General features: G+C 61.0%; 18 protein-coding genes and 1 pseudogene. 7 read left to right on the forward strand and 12 right to left on the reverse strand.

Translation table 11 applies throughout. The features are described from left to right. Positions 1-74: 74 nt before the first annotated feature. Complete coding sequence (locus ACTG2O_RS18230) at positions 75-974, forward strand: DMT family transporter (RefSeq protein ID WP_439976432.1); 900 nt, start codon at positions 75-77, stop codon at positions 972-974. 19 nt (positions 975-993) lie between these two features. Here ACTG2O_RS18230 and rsuA read toward each other — a convergent pair whose 3' ends face one another. Further along, complete coding sequence (rsuA, locus tag ACTG2O_RS18235) at positions 994-1,686, reverse strand: 16S rRNA pseudouridine(516) synthase RsuA (protein ID WP_439976433.1); 693 nt, start codon at positions 1,684-1,686, stop codon at positions 994-996. A gap of 168 nt (positions 1,687-1,854) precedes the next feature. Between rsuA and ACTG2O_RS18240 the strand changes: the two genes are divergently transcribed. Continuing rightward, positions 1,855-3,054, forward strand: a complete 1,200-nt coding sequence (locus ACTG2O_RS18240; RefSeq protein ID WP_005350638.1) for an HD-GYP domain-containing protein — start codon at positions 1,855-1,857, stop codon at positions 3,052-3,054. An 18-nt stretch (positions 3,055-3,072) separates the two neighbouring features. On the opposite strand, the gene ACTG2O_RS18245 is transcribed toward ACTG2O_RS18240, so the two are convergent. Together ACTG2O_RS18245 and fsa are read right to left on the reverse strand one after the other, a co-directional pair. Continuing rightward, complete coding sequence (locus tag ACTG2O_RS18245) at positions 3,073-3,252, reverse strand: hypothetical protein (protein WP_047437627.1); 180 nt, start codon at positions 3,250-3,252, stop codon at positions 3,073-3,075. 132 nt (positions 3,253-3,384) lie between these two features. Further along, on the reverse strand, positions 3,385-4,038 hold the full coding sequence (gene fsa / locus ACTG2O_RS18250; RefSeq protein WP_005334193.1) for a fructose-6-phosphate aldolase: 654 nt from the start codon (positions 4,036-4,038) through the stop codon (positions 3,385-3,387). A 128-nt stretch (positions 4,039-4,166) separates the two neighbouring features. Between fsa and ACTG2O_RS18255 the strand changes: the two genes are divergently transcribed. From ACTG2O_RS18255 to ACTG2O_RS18270, 4 genes are all read left to right on the forward strand, one after another. Next, positions 4,167-5,063 carry a glycyl-radical enzyme activating protein gene (locus ACTG2O_RS18255; protein ID WP_245147835.1) on the forward strand — a complete coding sequence of 299 codons (897 nt, stop codon included), beginning with the start codon at positions 4,167-4,169 and terminating at the stop codon, positions 5,061-5,063. A gap of 4 nt (positions 5,064-5,067) precedes the next feature. Beyond that, positions 5,068-7,500, forward strand: a complete 2,433-nt coding sequence (locus tag ACTG2O_RS18260) for a formate C-acetyltransferase/glycerol dehydratase family glycyl radical enzyme (protein WP_439976434.1) — start codon at positions 5,068-5,070, stop codon at positions 7,498-7,500. Positions 7,501-7,594: 94 nt separating this feature from the next. Next, on the forward strand, positions 7,595-8,341 hold the full coding sequence (locus tag ACTG2O_RS18265) for a DeoR/GlpR family DNA-binding transcription regulator (RefSeq protein WP_005350628.1): 747 nt from the start codon (positions 7,595-7,597) through the stop codon (positions 8,339-8,341). Between the two features lie 127 nt (positions 8,342-8,468). Then, entirely contained in the window at positions 8,469-10,319 is a 1,851-nt protein-coding gene (locus ACTG2O_RS18270; protein ID WP_245147833.1) for an extracellular solute-binding protein, read from the forward strand. Between the two features lie 94 nt (positions 10,320-10,413). Here ACTG2O_RS18270 and ACTG2O_RS18275 read toward each other — a convergent pair whose 3' ends face one another. Next, positions 10,414-10,806: a DUF2750 domain-containing protein gene (locus ACTG2O_RS18275; protein WP_005334204.1), complete on the reverse strand. Its 393-nt coding sequence runs from the start codon at positions 10,804-10,806 to the stop codon at positions 10,414-10,416. A gap of 159 nt (positions 10,807-10,965) precedes the next feature. Continuing rightward, positions 10,966-11,514 carry a hypothetical protein gene (locus ACTG2O_RS18280; RefSeq protein WP_108540237.1) on the reverse strand — a complete coding sequence of 183 codons (549 nt, stop codon included), beginning with the start codon at positions 11,512-11,514 and terminating at the stop codon, positions 10,966-10,968. A 245-nt stretch (positions 11,515-11,759) separates the two neighbouring features. Here ACTG2O_RS18280 and ACTG2O_RS18285 point away from each other — a divergent pair, with 245 nt between their 5' ends. Continuing rightward, positions 11,760-12,008 carry a TIGR02647 family protein gene (locus tag ACTG2O_RS18285; RefSeq protein WP_439976435.1) on the forward strand — a complete coding sequence of 83 codons (249 nt, stop codon included), beginning with the start codon at positions 11,760-11,762 and terminating at the stop codon, positions 12,006-12,008. On the opposite strand, the gene ACTG2O_RS18290 is transcribed toward ACTG2O_RS18285, so the two are convergent. The 7 genes and pseudogenes from ACTG2O_RS18290 to ACTG2O_RS18320 all read right to left on the reverse strand — a co-directional run bounded on the left by ACTG2O_RS18290 (position 11,995) and on the right by ACTG2O_RS18320 (position 21,097). Next, a complete protein-coding gene (locus tag ACTG2O_RS18290) occupies positions 11,995-12,300 on the reverse strand; it encodes a hypothetical protein (protein ID WP_439976436.1) in 306 nt (101 codons plus the stop codon). The genes ACTG2O_RS18285 and ACTG2O_RS18290 overlap by 14 nt on opposite strands. A 90-nt stretch (positions 12,301-12,390) precedes the next feature. Next, complete coding sequence (locus ACTG2O_RS18295; RefSeq protein ID WP_005302803.1) at positions 12,391-12,600, reverse strand: cold-shock protein; 210 nt, start codon at positions 12,598-12,600, stop codon at positions 12,391-12,393. Between the two features lie 208 nt (positions 12,601-12,808). Beyond that, positions 12,809-13,908: pseudogene (locus tag ACTG2O_RS18300) on the reverse strand (dihydrolipoamide acetyltransferase family protein). Next, positions 13,905-14,891: an alpha-ketoacid dehydrogenase subunit beta gene (locus ACTG2O_RS18305; protein ID WP_041209833.1), complete on the reverse strand. Its 987-nt coding sequence runs from the start codon at positions 14,889-14,891 to the stop codon at positions 13,905-13,907. The pseudogene ACTG2O_RS18300 and the gene ACTG2O_RS18305 overlap by 4 nt, the downstream one beginning before the upstream one ends. Further along, a complete protein-coding gene (gene pdhA / locus ACTG2O_RS18310) occupies positions 14,884-15,972 on the reverse strand; it encodes a pyruvate dehydrogenase (acetyl-transferring) E1 component subunit alpha (RefSeq protein WP_021231078.1) in 1,089 nt (362 codons plus the stop codon). The genes ACTG2O_RS18305 and pdhA overlap by 8 nt, the downstream gene beginning before the upstream one ends. Positions 15,973-16,241: 269 nt before the next feature. After that, complete coding sequence (locus ACTG2O_RS18315; RefSeq protein WP_439976437.1) at positions 16,242-17,111, reverse strand: hypothetical protein; 870 nt, start codon at positions 17,109-17,111, stop codon at positions 16,242-16,244. Next, entirely contained in the window at positions 17,108-21,097 is a 3,990-nt protein-coding gene (locus tag ACTG2O_RS18320) for an amino acid adenylation domain-containing protein (RefSeq protein WP_439976438.1), read from the reverse strand. The genes ACTG2O_RS18315 and ACTG2O_RS18320 overlap by 4 nt, the downstream gene beginning before the upstream one ends. Between the last annotated feature and the right edge of the window lie 27 nt (positions 21,098-21,124).

Raw genomic sequence — 21,124 nt, forward strand, 5'->3', positions numbered from 1 at the left:
CCGAAAACGCCCCGTATTGTATCGGGCTTGCCCGGGAGATGGAGTCTTTCGGGTTAATTTTTTCAGGAGTTTTTATGGGTTATGAGTGGCTGGCCCTCGCGTCGGCCAGTTTATGGGCAATTGCAGCGCTAATTTCGGTCAAACCGGCCCGTCATCTCGGCGCATTTGCCTACAGCCGCTGGCGCATGTTTCTGGTCAGCCTGATGCTCGGCACCATGAGTCTGCTCACCGGTGGCTGGCAAACCCTCACCGCAAGCGCCCTGCCCCTGCTCGCCATCTCGGGGCTGGTCGGCATCTTCGTGGGCGATACGGCGCTGTTTGCCTGCATGAACCGGTTGGGGCCAAGACGCAGTGCCCTGCTCTTCTCCTGCCATGCGCTGTTTTCCGCCCTGCTTGGGCTATGGCTCTTTAATGAACAGCTGACAGGCTGGCGACTGCTGGGGGCCGTGCTGGTCTTTGCCGGCGTGATGCTGGCGATCCTGTTTGGCAGACGCAGTAGCAGCAACGAGTGGGAACAGATCCGTGGCAATCTGGCGCTGGGAATTGGCCTTGGCCTGACGGCGGCACTGTGTCAGAGCGTGGGAGCCATCATCGCCAAGCCGGTGATGATGAGTGGTGAGGTGGATGCGGTGAGTGCATCGGGTATCCGGATGGGCAGTGCCCTGCTGGCCCACTGCGTCCTGCGGCTGGGGCGCTTGCCGCTGGCCATGCCGCTAAAACCGGTCAATCGCCATATCCTCGCCATGATTGCCACCAACGGCTTTCTGGCGATGGGGCTGGGGATGACGCTGATCCTGATGGCGCTGCGGCAGGGCGAGGTGGGCATGGTGGCCATTCTCTCCTCCACCACGCCGGTACTGCTGCTGCCGCTGTTGTGGTGGCACTCAGGGGAGCGGCCATCCGTTGCCGCCTGGGCGGGGGCACTGATTGCCAGCCTGGGCACGGCGCTGGTGCTGGGTTTCAGCACTCACTGACACCCGGCACCATCCCTGATCAGAACAGGGCAATCTCCTCAGCGGTCAGCTCGCGGTATTCACCGGGGGCCAGATCTTCATCCAGCGTCAGGCCACCCACCCGCTCGCGATGCAAGCCAATGACCTTGTTGCCGATGGAGGCAAACATCCGCTTGACCTGATGGTACTTGCCTTCGTGGATGGTCAGGCGGGCCTCGCACTCGCCGAGAATTTCCAGCTGTGCAGGACGAGTTTTATCGGTCTCGTTACGCAGGTAGACCCCTTCGGCGAACAGCGCGATCGCATCCGGGCTTACCGGATCGGCCAGCCAGACGTGATAGGTCTTGGCACACTCGTGACGCGGCGAGGTGATGCGGTGGGACCATTGACCGTCATCGGTCACCAGCACCAGACCCGTGGTATCGAGGTCGAGGCGTCCCACTACATGCAGCTTGCCCATCGCCGGTTCATCCATCAGGAAGAAGACTGTCGGGTGATCCGGATCCTCGTTAGAGCAGACGTAACCTTCCGGCTTGTGCAGCATGAAATAGCGGTTGCGCTGCTCCAGCGTCAGCAGCACGCCGTCAAACTCGATCTGGCTCTGCTCATTGATATGAAAGGCGGGCTGCTTGACCACAATGCCATCCACCATGACCTCACCCTGACGGATCAGTTTGCCTGCCAGCGAGCGGGTCAAATCGGAACAATCGCACAGAAATTTATCAAGCCGCATTCACAACCTCGGAGTCCAACAAGTAAAGGGGCGTCATTATATCGGGCGGGGGCGACAACGCCACTGTTAAGGGGTTGCCAATTATGACGAACTGGTCATCCGATGTTACACTTCTCCGGTGTGACCCATCCGAACGATACTCATAATAATAAGAGTCAGGAAGCCCTCATGAAGTCTCAAGCATCCTATCCCGTCATTCCCGTCAACCAGCTGAAACCCGGCATGTATGTGATTGCTATCGCCAGCCAGACAGGTGGGATGGAGATCGCCCAAATGGGCTTGGTGACCAGCGTGGCGCAAATTGCCAATCTGGTGCGTCAGGGGGTGCTCACGGTACGCATCGATCTGGCCCGCAGCAAGCTGGGCAGTGCCGAAAGTGATGCCGTTACCTCCCCCGATCTCAATGCCAACAGCGCCCAGGTAGGGCGCCGTGCCAGTGCCAACGGCGAAGGGCGGGAGCTTAAAATCCGACGCCTCTATCAGGAAGCGCGCGAGCTGCAAGGCAAGTTCATTCGCCACCTCAAAGCGGGTGAGCCCATCGACATCACCCCGCTGGCCGAAGTCGCCGAAGAGATGGTGGACACCATGTTCACCCACGGCGATGCCATGCTCTGTCTGGCCCGTATTCGCGCCAAGGATGCCTACCTGATGGAGCACTCCATGAACGTGGCCATTCTGCTGGCCAACTTCGGCCGCTATCTGGGACTGGAACGCAGCGTACTCAAGGAGCTGACCCTGGGTGGCCTGCTGCACGACGTGGGCAAGATCATGACCCCGGACGAGGTGCTCCACAAACCGGGCAAGCTGACCGATGAGGAGTTCGCCATCATGCGTCAGCATGTGGTGCACAGTTACGAGATCCTCAGCAATACCCCTGGCATTACCCCCACCATGCTGGAGGTGGCCGCCAACCACCACGAGCGGCTCGATGGCTCCGGCTACCCACAGCGACTCAAGGGGGAGCAGCTCTCTCTCTATACCCGGATGAGCGGCATCGTCGATGTCTATGATGCCATCACTGCAGATCGGGTCTACAAAGCGGGTATGCAGCCGACCCAGGCCTTCCGCATTCTGCTCAAGGGGATCAATCAGCACTTTGATGCCGAACTGGTTACCAAGTTCATCAAGTGCATGGGAGTCTATCCGGTGGGAACCCTGGTACAGCTCTCAAACCAGCGCCTGGCTATCGTGATGCAGCGCAACGAGCAGCAGCCGCTCAAGCCGGTGGTCAAGGTGATCTATCACGCCACCCAGCGTCACTACCTCGACGTACAGTGGCTGGATCTGGCCAAGTCAGGGGTGCAGGAGAGCATCGAAAACACGGTCGACCCCAAAGAGTTTGGCATCAACCTCGCCAACTTCTTCTAAATCTCTCACCTCGGATATTCATGATTGGCGCTGGCTGTCGAGCCAGTGCTGGATCAGAAACTCCTCATCCAGCGGCGAGAGATCAAAACGCAGGCTGGCCTCTTCAATGGCGGCGATATCGTGCTGATGATGCTCGCTGAGCCAAAGCACCGCACGACGCAAATCTTCACCATGGGGGAGTAGCAGATGGTCGCTCATGGGATACCTCCGGTAGACTGCAGGGCGGCCCGCGAATGTAGCCACCTCTTTCCAGTCTAGTCGGTCAATCCCCATCACCCGCACTTCTTCACCCTCCCCCTCTCAATAACGGTAATCTGCTTGTCACCGGGATCAGCGACCGAAAGCGCGCTGCCAATCCTGATCGAACTTCACCAGCGCCGCATCCACTGCCGGTACGTTCAGCAACTGCTCGGCCACGTCGAGCGGCAAGGTGATCGATTGGCAACCCGCCAGCAGGCAATCGAGCGCCTGACGGGGAGTACGGAATGACGCCGCCAGCACCTTGCTGTTCGGTGCGTGCAGCGCAAGCAGCTGTTGCAGCTCCTGCACGGTGGCGATGCCATCACCGCCTTGGGCATCCAGTCGATTGACATAAGGTGCGACATATTCCGCCCCCGCTACCGCAGCCAGCCAGCCCTGCAGCGGGGTATAGACAGCGGTGCCCAGCGTCGGCACACCGTTGGCTGTCAGGCTCTTGATGGCAGCCAGCCCCTCTGCGCACACCGGGATCTTGATCACCAGGTCCGGGTCCAGTTCACGCAGGGCAAATGCCTCGCGCACCATCTCGGTTTCAGTTTTGGCCATCACCTGGGCAAACAGGCGCGCCTTGGGTCCCAGCACGTCGCGCAGGGCGGGCAGCAGCTCACAGAGCGGCAATCCCCCGGCGGCGGTAATGGAAGGATTGGTGGTGACACCGGCCAACGGCAGGATCCGTGACCAGCGACGCACTGCCGCCACATCGGCGGTATCGAGATACAGCTCCATCTCTAACTCCTTAACGGGATGTTCAATATGTCGCCATTCTAGCGATAAAACATCTGCAAATAGCTTGATCGAAATCAAATCAACTTTCGAATGAAAGCAAATAGAATGCAAATACAAAAGGAGGCGGTATGATTTTCGACCTGCAACGATATTCAACTCACGATGGCCCCGGCATTCGCACCCTGGTATTTCTCAAGGGGTGCTCGCTGGCCTGTCGCTGGTGTCAAAACCCGGAAAGCCGCTCTCCCAAGCCGGACATACTACTCGACCGGCGCCAGTGCATCGAGGGATGCCAGCTCTGCAGCCACGCGTGTCCGGCAATCTTGCGTGACAGCGAGGGCATCCAGCTCAGCCGTTCTACCCTCAAGGCCGATGATATGGAACGGCTGCGCGGCCTCTGCCCCAGCGAAGCGCTGCAGGTGTGCGGCCGCGATGAAACCCTGGACACCCTGATGGACACCATACTGCGGGATCGCCCCTTCTTCGAGCGCAGCGGCGGTGGCGTCACCCTCTCTGGTGGCGAGCCTTTTATGCAGCCCGACTTTGCAGCGTCCCTGCTGGCCCGCTGCAAGGCCGAAGGGCTGCACACGGCGGTCGAGAGCTGCCTCCATGTGCCCTGGCACCAGATTGAGCCAAGCCTCCCCTCACTGGATCTGGTGCTGGCGGATCTCAAACACGTGGACAAGGAGCGTTTCTTCAACTGGACCCGCGGCAAGGTGGAGTTGCCCATCGCGAACCTCAAGCGCCTCGCCGAATACGGCGTGCCGATACAGATCCGGGTACCGCTCATTCCCGGCTTCAATGCCGACCGCGCATCGATCACCGCCATCACCGACACCGCCGCCAGTCTCGGTACTGTGCAGGAGATCCACTTCCTCCCCTACCACACGCTGGGGATGGGCAAATATGCCCTGCTGGATCTGCCCTATCAGGCGCCGGAGACACCCCTCGACGACCCCGATTTACTCAACTTTGCCCACGCATACGCCCAACGTCAGGGGCTGACCCCTGTGACCAGAGGATAAGATCATGACCCAGCTCGACCTCAATACCCTCAGCCCGCGGATCCGCGCCCACAAAGAGAGCCTGATCCACATCGTTCAGCCACCGGTTTGCACCGAGCGTGCCCGCCACTACACACAGGCCTACCAGGCTCACCTCGCCCGGCCGCTGCCGGTGCGCCGCGCTCTGGCGTTGGCCCATCACCTCAAGGAGCGCACCATCTGGATCAAGCACGACGAGCTTATCGTCGGCAATCAGGCCAGTCAGGTACGGGCGGCGCCGCTCTTTCCTGAGTACACGGTGAGCTGGATTGAGAAGGAGATCGACGAGCTGGCTGACCGCCCCGGTGCCGGCTTTGCGGTGAGCGAGGCAGACAAGCTGGCGATCCACGCCCTCATCCCCTTCTGGCGTGGCCAGACGGTGCAGGATCGCTGCTTCGGCCTCTTTACCGACGAGCAGAAAGCGCTGCTGGAGAGCGGCATCATCAAGGCCGAGGGCAACATGACCTCGGGGGATGCCCACCTCGCGGTCAACTATGAGGAGCTGCTCACGCTGGGGCTCGATGGCTTCAAGGCCAAGGTGGCAGAGCGCCGCAGTCGGCTGGATTTGGCGGATTGGGGCGATCTGCAGCGCGAGCAGTTCCTGCACGCTGTCGCCATCACTCTGGATGCGGTCAGCGATCACATCGCGCGCTACGCCGCACTTGCCCATGATATGGCAGCACAGGAATCTCGCCCCGAGCGCCGAAACGAGCTTGAGACCATCGCGCTCAACTGCGCCCACATCGCCCACCAGCCCCCCGAGACCTTCTGGCAAGCGCTGCAGCTCTGCTACTTTATCCAGCTCATCCTGCAGATCGAATCCAACGGCCACTCGGTGTCGTTTGGCCGGATGGATCAGTACCTCTACCCCTGGTATCGCCGCGAGGTAGAGCTGTCGGAATCCCTGTCACGCCCCCGCGCCATCGAACTGCTGCAAGGGTGCTGGCTGAAATTGCTGGAGGTGAACAAGATCCGCTCCGGTACCCACTCCAAGGCCTCTGCCGGCAGCCCGCTCTATCAAAACGTCACGATTGGCGGCCAGAACTGGCGGGATGGTGCGGCCCATGACGCAGTCAATGGCCTCTCCTACGCGATTCTGGAGTCCTGCGGCCAGCTGCGATCCACCCAACCCAACCTCTCGGTGCGCTACCATGCCGGGATGAGCGAGGATTTCCTCGACGCCTGCATTCAGGTGATCCGCTGCGGCTTTGGCATGCCCGCCTTCAACAACGACGAAGTGGTGATCCCCGAGTTCATCAAGCTCGGAGTAAGCGTGGAGGATGCCCACCACTACGCCGCCATCGGTTGCATCGAGACCGCCGTACCCGGCAAGTGGGGCTATCGCTGCACCGGCATGAGCTTTATCAACTTCGCCCGCATCCTGCTGGCCTCCCTTGATGGCGGCTGCGATGCCACCACCGGCAAGGTATTCCTGCCCCAGCCCCAGTCGCTGCGAGACGGGAGCTTTGGTAACTTTGACGAGGTGATGGCCCGCTGGGATGAGCAGGTGCGCTACTTCACCCGCAAATCCATCGAGATCGACTGCGTGGTCGACAGCGTGCTGGAGGCACAAGCCCACGACATCCTCTGCAGCACCTTGGTGGATGACTGCATCGAGCGCGGCAAAACCATCAAGGAGGGGGGCGCCGTCTATGACTGGGTCTCAGGTCTGCAGGTAGGAATTGCCAACCTCGGCAACAGTCTGGCAGCCCTGAAGAAACTGGTGTTCGAGCAGGGGATTGTGGATCAGCAAGAGCTGGCCGAAGCACTCGAACAAGATTTTACCGGGCTAGCAGGGGAGCAGTTGCGCCAGCGCCTCACCAATGCCGCCCCCAAATATGGCAACGATCTGGACGAGGTTGACCTGCTGCTGGTGCAGGCCTACCAGAGCTACATCGACGAGCTCAAGGAGCTGCACAACACCCGCTTCGGCCGTGGCCCCATCGGCGGTACCTACTATGCGGGCACCTCCTCCATCTCCGCCAACGTGCCCTTCGGTGCCGCCACCATGGCCACCCCGGATGGTCGCCATGCCCGCACGCCGCTGGCGGAAGGGGCCAGCCCCTCGTCGGGTTCGGATCGTCTCGGCCCGACGGCAGTGTTCAACTCCATCGGCAAGCTGCCCACGGCGGCCATCCTCGGCGGGGTGCTGCTCAACCAGAAGCTGAGTCCGGCGAGCCTTGAGAACGAGCGGGACAAGGCCAAGCTGATGAGCCTGCTGCGCACCTTCTTCGAGGTGCACAAGGGGTGGCACGTGCAGTACAACATTGTCTCGCGCGAGACCCTGCTGGCGGCCAAGGCCAATCCGGATCAGTACCGGGATCTGGTGGTACGGGTGGCGGGCTATTCGGCCTTCTTCACCGCCTTATCCCCGGATGCGCAAGATGATATCATCGCCCGCACCGAGCACAGTCTCTGACGGGGCGCACCCATGGCGCCAGTGACGTCATATGATTGGCAAGCCACCCCACGGGTGGCTTGCCGCTATCCACCACCTTGCATGTGAGCGCACCATGAATCCACGCCACCAACTGATCCTCACTCTGGTCCATCAGGCTCGCAAGATGAGCGTGAGTGAACTCTCCCGACATACCGGCGTGTCTGAGGTGACGGTGCGCAACGACCTCACCGCGCTGGAGAAGCAGGGACTGCTCAGACGGGTACACGGCTCGGCCATGGCGCTGGAGACCGATGACCCGGATGCCCGGATGAACATCAATTACCTGCTCAAGGAGCGCCTCGCCGAGCGGGCCGCCCAGCTGGTGGAAGATGGCGAGACGGTCTTTATCGAGGGGGGCAGCGCCAACGCCATGCTGGCGCGCCATCTGGCCCTGCACAAACGGGTCACCATCATCACCATCAGCAGCTATATCGCCCATCTGCTCAAAGATACCCCGGCTCAGGTGGTGCTGCTCGGCGGGCTGTTCCAGCATCAGAGCGAGAGCGTGGTGGGGCCGCTCACACGCCTCTGCATCGAGCAGGTGCACTTCTCCAAGGCCTTTATCGGGGTCGACGGTTTTCATCCCGAGATGGGTTTCACCGGCCGCGACATGATGCGGGCCGATGTGGTCAACAGCGTGCTGGCCAAGGGGATGACCAATGTGGTGATCACCGACAGCAGCAAATTTGGCGCCATCCACCCGAGCCAGCTTGGCGCGCCGGGCCAGATCAACGTGCTGGTTACCGACGATGCCCTGCCCGCCCCCATGCGGGCAGCCATCGCGGCCAAGGGGATCACCCTGCACTGCGTTGCGGCCTAGGCCACCCGCTAATTCACGCTATTTCATTGACCTGACAGGATAAAATTTCCATGATGAGCCAGTCCCCATCGGGACTGACATCACCAGTGCGTGATCTGCAGGAAGCAGACTTCAGGAGAGCAAGGACATGCCATCGACCATCACCGCCGGGGAGCGCCGACTCTCCCCAATCATTCGCGCCACCGCCATCACCCTGGCCCTGTGCTGGAGCCCGTTTGGCTGGAGTGCCACGCTGCCCGCTGACTTGAAGTGGGAGAGCAACAACCAGGATCCTCTCTATGCCGATCCGGCCGCCAAGCGCGGCGGCACCTTTCGCACCTTTATGACCAGCTTCCCCCTGACCCTGCGCAAATATGGCCCCGACTCCAACGGCGGCTTTGCCGGTTACGTGCGGGAAACCAACCTGCCACTGCTGAGCACTCATCCCGTTACCGGCAACCCAATGCCGATGCTGGCAAACGAGTGGGCCTTCGGCGCCGACAACAAGACCCTCTATTTTCGCATCAATCCCAAAGCACGCTGGTCAGACGGCCAACCGGTCACCGCCGATGACTGGCTCTTTACCCTCAAGATGATGCGCAGCAAAGAGATCAACGACCCCTGGTACAACAACTACTACAGCACCCAGATAGCCGACATCACCAAGTTTGACGATCACACCCTGGCCATCACCAGCGGCACCGAAAAGAGCCGCCAGGATCTGCTCGAATCACTGCCCATCAGCCCGGAGCCAAGCCACGCCATCAAGCTCACCGCCAACTGGGTCAAGGAGTACAACTGGAAGGTGTTGCCGGTCACCGGCCCCTATCAGATCGATCAGGTGAAAAAGGGTAAATCGGTCACCTTCAAGCGGATTGAACACTGGTGGGGAGATGACGAGCGCTACTTCCAGCATCGTTTCAATCCTGCGCGGATCGAGATCAAGGTGCTCAGGGATCTGAACATCGCCTGGCAGCACTTCCTGCGCGGCGATCTCGACACCTTCCCGCTGGTGATGCCCAACTGGTGGCACGACAAGACCAAAACCGCGGAGTTCGAGAAGGGTTATATCGCGCGTACCTGGTTCTACAACCAGACCCCGCAATCGCCAATGGGGCTCTATCTCAACACCGCCGATCCGCTGCTGAATAATCTAGATGTGCGGCTCGGGATCCAGCATGCCCTCAACCTCGACAAAATGCTCACCACCCTGCTGCGGGGGGATTACCAGCGACTCAACAGTTATGGCTCAGGTCAGGGTGAGTTTACCAACAGCGAGATCAAGGCCCGTCCGTTCGCTCCCAAACTGGCACGGGAATACTTTGCCAAAGCCGGTTTCAACAAAGTGGGGCCGCAGGGAATTTTGCAAAACGACAAGGGGCAGTCACTTACCCTCGCTATCACCTACACCACGGCGGAGCACGCCCAGCGGCTCACGCTGTTGCGGGAAGAGGCCAAGAAGGCAGGGCTTAATCTGGAGCTCAACCTGATGGATGCATCGGCCGGTTTCAAATCGATGCTGGAGAAAAAGCACCAGAGCGCCTGGATGGCCTGGGCGGGTAGCCGCTATCCCGCCTATTGGGAGTTCTTCCACAAGGTCAACGCCAACAAACCCCAGACCAACAACATCATGAACATCGATGACGACGCCATCACGGCTCTGGTGGAGCAGTATGACAAGGAGTTCGACTTTGCCAAAAAGGCGGCCCTGTCACGGCAGATCCAGCAGCGGCTCTATGAGCTGGCGAGCTTTGTCCCTGCCTATCAGGTGCCCTATACCCGGGAAGGCGCCTGGCGCTGGATCAAACTGCCAAAAGTACCTGCAACGCCCAAGAGCGAGCAGCTCTACTGGCCCCTCGGTGGCGACAACAGCGGTTACAGCTATGGCGGTCTGCTGTGGATCGATGAAGAGCTAAAATCCGAGACCAGGGCAGCCATCAAGAGCGGCAAGACCTTCCCGGCCGAGCCTATCATCGACACCACCTATCGCCAGCCCTGATAGCGACAACTCATTTGGCAAACAGACCTAAAACAAAGACCCCGCCAGATAGCGGGGTCTTTGTTGGCAACCGGTGTTGCGAATCGAGCGGTGATCAGCCGCGCTTGGCCTGCTTCTCGGCAATGGCGTCAGCCACGTCAGCCGGCTCCAGTACGATGCCTTCCTGATCCGGAGTCGGGAACACGGCAACACACAGCTCGTCCTGCTCCATACCGTCAACCCAGCGCTCCAGCCATACCTTCAGGGTGATGGACTGCGGCTTGCAATCGGCCCACTCACCTTCGGCCCACGCCTTGGCGTACTCCGGGTGCGGCCATACCGGGATGCAATCTTCATCGTCGGTGGTCAGCATCATGACGCCATGCTCGTCAGTCAGGACGAACAGCTCTTCATGCTCGACCAGCTTGCTGATGAAGTGATCGTAACGGTAATCAGCGTTCAGTTGCAGCGCGGCATTGCGCTCGGTGTCGCTCAGTTCATAGCTCATTGGCCAAGTCTCTCTCTCGATAAAGGGCGCCATGTTCACATCTTGTCGTCAGCTTGTCCAGCTTGCAGCCCCTTGGCACCGGATGGGGAGGGCAATGACGCCAATAAGGATAGAGCAGCCTCCTCGATAGCGAGACCGCCAGCCATCATATTGCCCCTTTTACAGCGCAGGGGTGATCAGCTCCACATCAGGCTGCTCGCTCAGCTTTTGCCGCAGCCAGTAGGCGGACTCCACCTCGACAAAGCAGAGCAGATCCCGGCCATTGGCCGCCATCGCCATCAGCTGCTCAAAACGCAGCTGTTGTTGCTGCTCCCAGGCGGCAGCGAGTTTGGCACCGTGGGCCTCATCCACCACTTCGCGACGCAGCTCGAACAGGTTATCGGTGATCGGGCTGTTGATCTTGGCGGCGGTGTGCCAGTACATCAGCAGGTTATCCATCATCTCGCTGTCGTAGTTGGCCAGTGCATCCAGCTCGGGTGTATCACCGCTGTCGCTGGCGGCAAAATCACACCAGCCCGCATCGAGTGACGCCAGCTCATGAGCCCCCTTGGCATGCTTGCGTAACAGCGCAATGTCGGCCCCCTTGCGTGCAGGTAACCATACCTCGCCCTGATGGGCATCCAACAGGGACGTCAACGAAGCAGCGGGGTAAACCGGAAAGCGGGTACAAAGTGAATGCAGCAGGGATACCAGAGTGATCTTGACCATGAGCGATACCTTGAACAGGGCGAACAGCCACCAACAGACCGTCCGATATAAAGAAGTGCCCTATCCTACCACGTTTGGTCCGGCTCGGCCCTTGGCGAAGCTGCCAGCCAACCATCTGATTACGCCGAAAAAAACAGCATTTGAAACGCAGCATCCAGCCAAAGATCAATAATTTGAGCCAGCGCCCACTAAAGTGGATCCGGGGATGCTAGTTTGCATACATCTTTAGCGTAAGGAGTAAATCCATGATTGGGATCGACCAGGTTTCTAACGAATTCGTGAACGATTTGAAAATACTGGCATGCTTTGATCCGGCCAACATGAGCCAGGGGATTAAATTACGCAGCGATATGTCTGAAGAGTTGTGCCAGGCGGCAGCCCGTCTGCATCAACAGGGGCTCATCAGCGCAGAAGATGGCGGCTATCTCACCCCGTTTGGCATGACCATGGTTGAACACCTGCAACATCTGCTGGTCGCACTCAAACCGCTTTGACCGGCTGTGGTGCCCAGAGTGAAAAGTTGAGTAGCTCCCAGCGCTCCCCTTGGTGAAGATGACAGGCAAACAGCAAAGGACCTTCGGGTCCTTTTACTTTGCCATCCACCAGCCACTCCCCCTCCCTTTCAGGCACCAGTCGCGCATTCACCTCATCGGGTTGCTGTGCAGTGCCCATCCGGACCTGGACAAATTGCTGGCAGATCTCCTGCGCTTCCATCGCGGATTGAACCGGTACCGGCGCATCGGACGTCGGAGTCAAGGTGACAGCAAGCAGGAGCGATAGCAGCATGATTCAGCACATAGGTATTAGTAGCAAAAGCCATATAAACAAAAAGCCGTGGCACCAGAGGTACCACGGCTTTTTTAAATTCTGTAAGAATTACAGAGCGGTTACGTTCTCAGCCTGCGGGCCTTTCTGACCTTGGGTCACAGAGAACTGTACGCGCTGACCTTCAGCCAGGGTACGGAAACCGTTACCTTGAATGGCGCTGAAGTGAACGAAAACGTCCGGGCCGTTTTCTTGCTGGATGAAGCCAAAACCTTTGGTTTCGTTGAAAAACTTAACGGTACCGGTGATCATGTTAGACATATCTTTTAAACCTGTATTCAAAATAATTACTTATGCTTTTCAGCGGGTAAAGCTCAAAAAACGGGATTAACTTATGAACAACAGGACAAGATGTGAAACATCGTATTCATTGACATAACTATCGCCCTTTCAAGCTGGTTTGGATTATACGTGGCTTTGTAGATTACGCAAACAAATTTGTGCCCTGCCAACGGCAGGGCACAAACCGTTATAAGGTGGCGGCTTCCAACGCTTCGACCAACGCTCTGAGAAAACGAGCCGCCTCCCCGCCAGTACAGGCTCTGTGGTCAAATGTCATCGACAGCGGCAATGCCCTGACGGGACGCGCTTCACCATGGATGAACACCACTTTTTCGAACAGTTTGCCTGCCCCTATGATGGCCACCTGCGGCGGCGTGACGATGGGGCTGGCATAACGGCCTGCGATGGCACCGAAGTTGGTGAGCGTAATGGTCGCCCCCTGCAACATCTCGCGCGGCACGGCGCGCGCCTTCACATCGGCGATCATCCGATCCAGCCCTTGGCGCAGATCAGCCCCCTCCCGCTCGGCCACGTTCTCCATCACCGGCACATAAAGGCCATGCTTTGAATCCACCGCGATGGCTACATTGACCTCTTTGAACAGCCGCCGTGACAGGGTTTCACCATCAAACCAGGCGTTCATCGAGGGCTCGGCGCGGCACGCCACGCCAATGGCCTTGATAAGACGCACCGTCACATCCTCATCAGGCCGCCAGTGACGCAAATCCACCTCATCGGTGATGCTGACTGGCACCACAGTCTGATGAGAGAGCTCCATCGCCTTGGCCATGGCCCTGCGCGACCCTTTGAGGAATTCGTTGCCACTGCTCTGCTGGGCCTCGAATGCCTGCTGCACATCCAGCTCGGTCACCATGCCGCCGCTGCCACTTCCCTTGATCCGGTCGATATCCAGACCCAGTTTTTGTGCCAGCAGGCGCACGGCAGGCATGGCTTGCACCAGCGATCCCCCCGGGGCAATGGCCCCTACCACGAAGTGATCCTCGATATGCTGCTTATGAGCGCTCACCTTTCCCACCACGGTGCCATCATCCTCCCCCCCTCGAACTCCACCAGCGGCGCACCGATATGGAGGATATCCCCCTCGGCGCCGCAGAGACGGGCGATCACCCCAGCCACTGGTGAGGGCACATCCACCAGCGCCTTGGCCGTTTCCACCGACAAGAGCACCTGATCGACAGCAACGGTATCACCGGCACTCACCTTCCACTCGACGATCTCGGCTTCGGCCAACCCTTCACCCAGATCCGGTAATTTGAAAAATTTCATAGCCACTGGTTCTCCATCAGCTGGTGAGCGGCATCGGCGATATCCTGCTCGGTGATGAGGTAATACGCCTCGTTGCGATAGTAGGGAACGGCGGCATCCACGCCGGTCAGCCGCTTGGGCGGCGCCTTGAGGCAGGGAAGTGCCTGCTCGGTCACCCGTGCCACAATTTCGGCCCCGACCCCGAAGCTGCCACACGCCTCGTGTACCACCAGCAAGCGGCCGGTCTTGCGTACCGAGGTGAGGATGGTCTCCATATCCAGCGGCTTGATGGTGGCCAGATCCAGCACCTCGCACTGGATATCCTGCTCGGCCAGCAGGTTCGCCGCCCGCATCACCTCCTGAATGCAGGCCCCCCAGGCCACTACCGTGATATCCCGGCCCGGGCGCAGGGTGAAGCAGACATCCAGCGGCAGGCCGACACCATCATCCACCACCTCGGATTTCATCGAGCGATAGATGCGGTCCGGTTCGAAAAACATTACGGGATCCGGATCGCGGATGGCCGAGAGCAGCAGGCCATAGGCGCGTCTCGGGCTGGAGGGGATCACCACCCGTAACCCCGGAATATGGGCAAACAGCGCCTCGACGCTCTCGCTGTGATGTTCAGGCGAATGAATGCCCGCGCCATACGGGGAGCGATAGACGAGGGGACAGGAGAGGCGGCCACGGGTGCGGTTTCGCATCCGCGCCGCCTGACAGATGATCTGCTCCATCCCGGGGAAGATGAAACCCTGAAACTGGAACTCAGCCACCGGCTTGAGCCCCTGAGTGGCCATGCCGACCGCTACCCCGGCGATCAATCCCTCGGCCAGCGGCGTGTCGATCACTCGCTTGAAACCGAACTTGTCGCGCAGGCCAACCGTGGCGCGAAACACCCCGCCGTTGACCCCCACATCCTCGCCCAGTACCACCACATCCGGGTCGTGCTCCATCTCGTAGTGAAGGGCCATGTTGACCGCTTCCAGCAAACTGATCTCACTCATGGCCAACCTCCTGCTTCATCCCCTTGGCAATCACTCGCTCGCGCTGGGGCAAAAGTTCGGCGGGCAGGCTGGCATAGTGATAATCGAGCATCGCCTCCGGTGGCTGGGGCGCCATCGCCTCATAACGGGCGACCGCCTGTTCGACCTCTCGGGTAGCCTCCGCCAGAAGGCTCTGCTCCTGCTCTTCATCCCACCAGCCTTGGCTGTGCATAAACTGGCGCAGCCGCTTGACCGGCTCTTTCGCCCAGGCGGCCTCGACCTCGGCCCCGTCGCGATAGCGAGTGGCATCGTCGGCCGTGGTATGATCGCCGAGACGATAACTGACCGCCTCGATCAGGGTCGGCCCCTTGCCGCTGCGGGCCCGTTCGACGGCACTGCGGGCAGCATCGTAGACCGCCACCACATCGTTGCCATCCACCTGCAGACTGCGCACCCCGGCGCCAATCCCCTTCTGGGCCAGCGTAGGAGCGCTCGATTGCAGCTTGCGTGGCACCGAGATGGCCCACTGGTTGTTGTTGACGATGATGACCATCGGCAGGTGCCAGACACCGGCGCAATTGAGCCCCTCCAGAAAATCCCCCTTGGAGGTGCCGCCGTCGCCGATGGTGACTACGGCGACGCGCGGTTGATTACGCAGTTTGAAGGCAGACGCAATTCCGCAGGCATGGGTGATCTGGGTGGCGATGGGGACGCAGATGGGGAGATCTTCAGAGGGAGTCCCATCTGGTTTGAGAAAATAACTGCCCCGCTCGTCACCGCCCCAATATTGCAGGTTTTTCTCCATCGGTACGCCCCGCACATAGAGGGTGGGCATGTCCCGATAGTAGGGGACGTAGACATCCTGCGGCTGCATGGCCAGACCAATGCCAATCCCCACGGCTTCTGCGCCGAGATGGGAGGGAAAAGTACCGAGTTTGCCGGTTCGTTGCAGCGCAATCGCTTTTTTGTCATAGCTGCGCACCATCACCATATTGCGGTAGAAAGTGTGCAGTATCGCCTTGTCCAGCCAGGTCGGTAAGGTGGCGACCGGGCACCCTTCCGCATCGAGGTAACGAAGGAAAGGGATGTCGACATGGGTCATAACTGGCTCCTTGCCGTTGTGAGCGTCACCGATGCTGGTGACACCTAGATGTAAATACCTTGTTAAATAAAAAGCAAAGGGATTTACTCAGGTAAGACCAGTAGAAACTTCTTTAAAGTAGCGAAGGAGCTGAATTTTCGGCGATGAGTGGCAAGGTATGCCGTAAATGGTGCAACTTTGCAGCGCTGAATGCAGGATGCAAAATGTGAAAAAGGGGAGCCTTGCTCCCCCATTGAGTTGTTTCAGTTAGCTGTTACTTCTGTCAGGGGTTACTCCAACCACTGTTGCAGCTGGCGGGCCATGCCAACTGGCAGCAAGTGAGCGCGACTCAACAAGCGGCTGCGCCAGGGCTCGGCCAGCAAGGTGGGGCAAATTCGCATCTCCCGTCCCCGGTCAGCCACGCGCACCAACCTGTCGATAAGAGTTTCCAGCGGCGGATACGCCGGCCAGTGAGGATAGAGATCGGCGGTCGCAATCCCGGCCAGATCGCACACCCGCTCCTCTTCCCCATCTCCCTTCCCATCAACTAATGGCCAGGGGTGAAGGACATGCAGCCAGCCCGGCCGTGCAGCCTCCAGCAACTGGCCCAGCGTCGGCTGAGCAAAGTGGGGATCCCCTGCGGCTTTGAGCAGATGGCGCGCCCCCGCCAGCAGCACCACGCCGCGGGCGGGAAGTGCAAGAAGATAGTCGGCCAGCACCTGATCCCGCCCCCTGTTGTGCTGCTGCCAGCGCTCCGGGCTCATCTCCTGCCACTCGAATAAGGGCTCGCAGAGATGCACCCGCAGCCGCATATGTTCAGGGCGCGCCAGATTGCTCTGGCGCAGGGCTGCGAATAGGGCCGGAAACTCGGGGGCCATCCAGGCGGGGAAGGCGCAGGAGTCGAGCCAGACCGGATAGAGTCGCCCCAGCGTCAGCGGCGCCCCCTGCCAGCTCTCCTCCCCCGTCAGCCAGGCATCGAGCAACCCCTGATGGCGGCGGTTGCCGCACTCCAGCACCAGATCGGTCATGATTCCCCAGAGCGCCGGATCACACAGCCAGGCGTGCTGGCGCCGGATAAAATCCGGGTGCCAGTGCGGCTCCCCCAGCCCCACCAGCTTGCCCGCCTGCAAGGCTTCCCGGATGGCGGCAACCGGGGTCATGCGCTCCCCTCCTGCCGGATGTGCGGTTGTTGTCCGACGCCATCGACCCGCTCACAAATAAGAGCGCCGATCTTCGCCAGCCAGTCGGGATGCACCATCTCCTGATGGAGGCAGGGGAAGCGCTCATAGCGGATTTTGCCTTCTGTCAGCGGCTCCCAGCCGCGTCCATCCAGCCAGGGCTGGCGGGAGGCTGACGCCTCGATAAAGATCACCTCCCCGTGATAGCAGTAGTCGACCCGCTCACGGATCAGCCGGTTGTTGTGGCCAACCAGCTCAATCATGGCGCTCACCACCTGCTCGTCGAGCATGGCCAGCGCACTCCCCTCTGCCCCCAGTCGGGCCACCACCTCGTCGCGAGTAAGGGAATCGAGCGCATCTTCCACAACCGCAATGCCTCCCATCCGCAGCAACGCATCGAGCATCCGCTGCTCGTCGGGCAACGGCTGGGTCTGCCACTGCTGACAGGGGTAGGCATCGAGCAGCAGCACCATGGCCACCTCTTGTCCCTGCTCTTGCAGCATGGCGGCCATCCGGTGCACCAGCATGCCCCCGAGCGACCAGCCGAGCAGCCAGTAGGGCCCCTCGCTCTGTTGACGACGCAGCTCGGTCACATAATCGAGCGCCAGCTCGTCGAAACTGGCGGGCAGCGGCGCATCCGGCTGACAGAACGCCCGCGCCTGCAGGGCATAGACCGCCATGTCGGCCGGCAGATGGGGCACCAGCGGCGCATAACACCAGCCGAGCCCCCCTGCGGGATGGACGCAAAAGAGGGTGGGGCACGATGTGCCCGATTGAGCACCATGCGCCCGCAGGGGCAACAGCATGGGCATTGCCTCCCGCTCGCCGCCCAGACGGCGCGCCAGCTGGGCGGGGCTCGGCGCTTCGAACAGACTGGCCAAAGTGAGCGCCTGTCCGGTCGACTCTTCAATACGCACCACCAGTTGAGCCGCCAGCAGGGAGTGGCCGCCGAGGGCAAAGAAGTTATCGTCGGCGCCGACCCGCACCAGCCCCAGTATCTCGGCGAAGAGGCGACAGAGCCGCTCCTCCAGCAGGGTTTTCGGCAGTGACTGACCCACCGCCGACGCCATATCGGGCAGCGGCAGCCCCTTGCGATCCAGCTTGCCATTGGGGGTAAGCGGCAGCTCAGCCAGGTTTACCAGGAGCCCCGGCACCATGTAGTCAGGCAAGGCAGCGCCAAGGGTGGGTACCAGCTCGGCCAGCGTCAACTCGCTGCTATCTGCGGCCACCACATAGGCCACCAGACGGCAATCGCCGGGGGCAAATTCGGGGGCCAGCACCACCGCCTGCGCCACTCGGGGATGGCGCAGCAGCACCTGCTCGATCTCCTCCAGCTCGATGCGCTGGCCACGGATCTTCACCTGAAAATCGAGGCGCCCCAGATACTCGATGGCGCCATCCTCGCGCCAGGCGGCCAGATCGCCGCTGCGATAGAGCCGTCCCGCACCGAAGGGATTGGCAATAAAGCGCTCTGCGGTGAGCTCGGGCTGGCCAAAGTAGCCCTCCGCCACCTGTACGCCGCCGATCCAGAGCTCACCTGCCACACCGGGCGGCACCGGCTGCAACCAGGGGTCGAGAATGTGGATGCTGGTATTCCAGACCGGATAGCCGATGGGCACGCTGGTCACCGCCTCATCTGCCCGGCAGGGATACCAGGTGACATCCACCGCCGCCTCGGTCGGGCCATAGAGGTTGTGCAGGGGGGCTGAGAATGTCCCATACCAGCGCAGCACCAGATCCGCGGGCAGCGCCTCGCCGGAGCAAAATACCTGCCGCAGGGCGCGGCAACGCGCAGGCTCGGCCTGAGTGACAAAGATCTGCAGCATGGAGGGGACAAAGTGCAAGGTGGTGATCCCGGCCTGCTCAATCAGCTCGGCAAGGTAGGCGGGATCCTTGTGGCCGCCCGGTTTGGCGAGCACCAGCCGCGCCCCGGTCATAAAGGGCCAGAAGAACTCCCAGATGGAGACATCGAAACCGGCCGGGGTCTTTTGCAGCACCCGATCCGCAGGGCCGATGGGATACATGTGCTGCATCCAGAGCAGCCGGTTGACGATGGCGCCATGGCTCACCACCACCCCTTTGGGCCGACCGGTCGAACCTGAGGTGTAGATGATGTAGGCCGCATCTTCCGGTTTGGGGGCTGGCAGCTCACAAGGTACTGTCGTAGCCAACTCTACCGCCGCCAGCTGCTCTGCCACACCGGGAGCATCGAGGCAGACAAGTGGTGCCGCCACGTCGAGCGGCATCCGCAAGGTACGACTGGTCAGCACCAGCGCAGGATCGCTGCTGGCGAGAATGTAGCCGATCCGCTCCGCCGGATAGTCCGGGTCTACGGGCACGTAGACGGCACCCACCGCCATGATGGCCTGTTGGGCGAGAATAAGCTCGGGAGAGCGCGGGATCACTACCGCCACCCGACAACCGGGGCCCACGCCTCTCCCCGCCAGATAGCTGGCCAGCTGGTGGGTGCGCTGGCGCAGCTCGGCCACACTCCAGCGCTCGGCGCCACACTCCAGCGCGATGGCGCTCTGATCTGCCGCCGCCAGCCCTTCGGCCAGCAGTGCGCTCAGGGTGGTAGTCGGCAACAGATGGTCGGTCTGGTTCCAGCGCGCCAGCTCAGCCTGCTCGCAGGGCAGCAGCAGCGGCAAACGCACCGCCAGGGCCTCGTCATCCGCCTCACTCCAGGCCGCCAGATAAGCTACCAGCCGGGCCAGATGACGTTCACTCTCCTGTTGGCTGAAGCGCCCCTGATGTGCTTCGAGGGTCAGGGTCATCGCGCCAGCCTCCTCGGCAAAATAGAAGGCGCACTCCTCCACCGGCCCCGCCGCCAGCACCTGCACCTCGCCACGAACCTGGTTGTGCCCTTCACCAAAGCTGAGGGTACGGGCAAAGGGCATCAAATTGACCTGAGGGCCAAACAGCGGCTGGCCCGGCTGGCGCTGTTGCAACCACTCCTGACGGCAGCCCTGATGACGGCGCAGGGCGGCAAATTGCCGCTCGACCTGTGCCAGCAACTCCCCTACCCGGCTGGTGCCGCTCAGCTCGATGCGCAGCGGTACCACATTGACCTTCATGCAGGGGGTATCGGCCGCCGCTGAGCCCAGCCGCCCCATCAGCGGAATACCCAGCACCACCTCGCCAGCGCCGCTCATCCGCTGCACATAACTGGCCACCGCCGCCAGCAGCAGGCTGTAGGGGTGACAGGCAGAGCGAGTCGCCCGATCCACCAATGCTTGCCACTGGCGGCCAGCAAGCCGCTGCTCAAGACGATATGTGGGGCCAGGCCCTTGCGCCGGACGGCGGGAGAACGACGCAGGGTTCTCCACCCCGGCCAGCTGCTGCACGAAGAAATCGCGATCCCGCGCGGCGCGCGGCGAATCCTGATAGGCCGCCTCTTCAGCCAGCAGCTCTTGCTGGGTCGCATAGTGGCAGGGTGCTGGCTGCTCGCCGGCACAGAGCGCCTCATACCAATTTGCCACCCGCTGGCAGAGCAGGCTCAGGCCAAAGCCGTCGATGGCGATATGGTGCACAGCGATAAACCAGGCCCACCGCCCCTCGCCAAGGCGATAGAGGGTGGTGGCAAACAGCGGCCCCCCGGCCAGATTGAAGGGGGCGGCCAACTGCGCACGCATCTCGGCCTTCGCGGCGGCGAGCGGGTCGGCTTCGCTGCGCAGATCCCGCTCTGCCAGCTGCCAGCAGGCGGGGTTGGCCACCATCTGAGGGCCATCAGCAGTGGCCACAAAGGCGCAGTGCAGACCGGGGATCTCGTCGATGGTCTGGCGCACCGCACGGGTGAAGTGATGGGGAGCCAGCGCCCCCTCCAGCAGCCAGTACTCGCCGGTATTGCAGGCAGGGCTCTGCGGATATTTTTGCTGGGCAAACCAGATGCCCGCCTGAGCAGTGGTAAGCGGCCAGCGCGGGTGCTCACCACGCTGGTGGGTGGCGCGCATCGCCATTGTCTGTTCCATGGGAATGTCCTTGCGCAAACATCGAGC

Origin of the sequence: Aeromonas sp. 61P (genome assembly GCF_051919545.1) — a bacterium.
Taxonomy (GTDB): domain Bacteria; phylum Pseudomonadota; class Gammaproteobacteria; order Enterobacterales; family Aeromonadaceae; genus Aeromonas; species Aeromonas veronii.

Coding starts and splice junctions, on each gene's coding strand:
- ACTG2O_RS18230 (WP_439976432.1), top strand. CDS start 75: ATGGGTTATGAGTGGCTGGCCCTCGCGTCGGCCAGTTTATGGGCAATT.
- rsuA (WP_439976433.1), bottom strand. CDS start 1,686: ATGCGGCTTGATAAATTTCTGTGCGATTGTTCCGATTTGACCCGCTCG.
- ACTG2O_RS18240 (WP_005350638.1), top strand. CDS start 1,855: ATGAAGTCTCAAGCATCCTATCCCGTCATTCCCGTCAACCAGCTGAAA.
- ACTG2O_RS18245 (WP_047437627.1), bottom strand. CDS start 3,252: ATGAGCGACCATCTGCTACTCCCCCATGGTGAAGATTTGCGTCGTGCG.
- fsa (WP_005334193.1), bottom strand. CDS start 4,038: ATGGAGCTGTATCTCGATACCGCCGATGTGGCGGCAGTGCGTCGCTGG.
- ACTG2O_RS18255 (WP_245147835.1), top strand. CDS start 4,167: ATGATTTTCGACCTGCAACGATATTCAACTCACGATGGCCCCGGCATT.
- ACTG2O_RS18260 (WP_439976434.1), top strand. CDS start 5,068: ATGACCCAGCTCGACCTCAATACCCTCAGCCCGCGGATCCGCGCCCAC.
- ACTG2O_RS18265 (WP_005350628.1), top strand. CDS start 7,595: ATGAATCCACGCCACCAACTGATCCTCACTCTGGTCCATCAGGCTCGC.
- ACTG2O_RS18270 (WP_245147833.1), top strand. CDS start 8,469: ATGCCATCGACCATCACCGCCGGGGAGCGCCGACTCTCCCCAATCATT.
- ACTG2O_RS18275 (WP_005334204.1), bottom strand. CDS start 10,806: ATGAGCTATGAACTGAGCGACACCGAGCGCAATGCCGCGCTGCAACTG.
- ACTG2O_RS18280 (WP_108540237.1), bottom strand. CDS start 11,514: ATGGTCAAGATCACTCTGGTATCCCTGCTGCATTCACTTTGTACCCGC.
- ACTG2O_RS18285 (WP_439976435.1), top strand. CDS start 11,760: ATGATTGGGATCGACCAGGTTTCTAACGAATTCGTGAACGATTTGAAA.
- ACTG2O_RS18290 (WP_439976436.1), bottom strand. CDS start 12,300: ATGCTGCTATCGCTCCTGCTTGCTGTCACCTTGACTCCGACGTCCGAT.
- ACTG2O_RS18295 (WP_005302803.1), bottom strand. CDS start 12,600: ATGTCTAACATGATCACCGGTACCGTTAAGTTTTTCAACGAAACCAAA.
- ACTG2O_RS18305 (WP_041209833.1), bottom strand. CDS start 14,891: ATGAGTGAGATCAGTTTGCTGGAAGCGGTCAACATGGCCCTTCACTAC.
- pdhA (WP_021231078.1), bottom strand. CDS start 15,972: ATGACCCATGTCGACATCCCTTTCCTTCGTTACCTCGATGCGGAAGGG.
- ACTG2O_RS18315 (WP_439976437.1), bottom strand. CDS start 17,111: ATGACCCCGGTTGCCGCCATCCGGGAAGCCTTGCAGGCGGGCAAGCTG.
- ACTG2O_RS18320 (WP_439976438.1), bottom strand. CDS start 21,097: ATGGAACAGACAATGGCGATGCGCGCCACCCACCAGCGTGGTGAGCAC.